We start from the raw sequence: 851 nt of genomic DNA, 5'->3' as shown, positions 1-851 counted from the left end.
CGCCTCACCGGCCCGCCCACCGCGGTCGCCGCCCCCGACGGCACCATCCACGTCTTCGTCCGCAACGCCGCCAAGGGCATCAGCACCCGCGTCCGCAACAAGCAGGGCACCTGGTCGCCCTGGCAGAAGCTGGCCGGCGGCGGACAGATCCAGGAAGGCCTCGCCGCCGCCGTCGACGGCGACGGCCGCGTCCACGTCTTCGGCTCCGCCTTCGGCTGGGTCGAGCACTGGACCCAGAAGGACGCCGGCGGCGCCCTGGTCCGCGGCGCCCGCGGCCTCAAGACCCGGCCCGGCGACGCCCCCGACGCGGTCACCGCCCAGGACGGCTCCGTGCTGCTCGCCTTCCACAAGCCCTCCAGCGACCAGATCAACGTCGCCCAGCTCCGCGGCGGCCAGGCCGGCCGCTGGACCGAACTGCCCGACCAGAAGGTCACCGGCTACGGCCCGGTCGCCCTCGTCGACGGCCAGGACCTCGCCACCGGCGGCGTCATGCTGGCCTCCCGCAGCGGCACCGGCTCCATCGAGATGGTCGACAGCGGCAAGCAAGTCACCCTCCACGGCGACGCGTCCTCCGGCTTCATGGTCGGTGCCCCCGCCGTCGTCCAGGGCGCGAGCGAGGGCGTCGCCCTCGTCACGCTCAACCTGAACACCACCCCCGCGGTCACCAGGGTCCCGCCGCGCGCGGGCACCGTCTGAGCGACACACCGGTCCGCCCCGCACCGCCGGGGCGGACCGGAGGACGACGGGGGCGCACGGACAACTCCCGTACGCCTCATATGTCCCGGCCCACACCCCCGTGCGGCGATACGCGCCCGCACAACCGGCCGCCCCGCCCTTACGCCGCCCTCACC

General features: G+C 75.1%; 1 pseudogene. It reads left to right on the top strand.

The window, feature by feature from the left end:
• Positions 1-696 (top strand): annotated as a pseudogene (locus tag ACJA3G_RS37855) (hypothetical protein); the annotation flags it as partial.
• Positions 697-851: the final 155 nt, after the last annotated feature.

Origin of the sequence: Streptomyces sp. YS-3, assembly GCF_045257485.1 — a bacterium.
In the GTDB taxonomy this organism is placed as follows: domain Bacteria; phylum Actinomycetota; class Actinomycetes; order Streptomycetales; family Streptomycetaceae; genus Streptomyces.
This window is presented reverse-complemented; position numbering and strand designations above follow the sequence as displayed.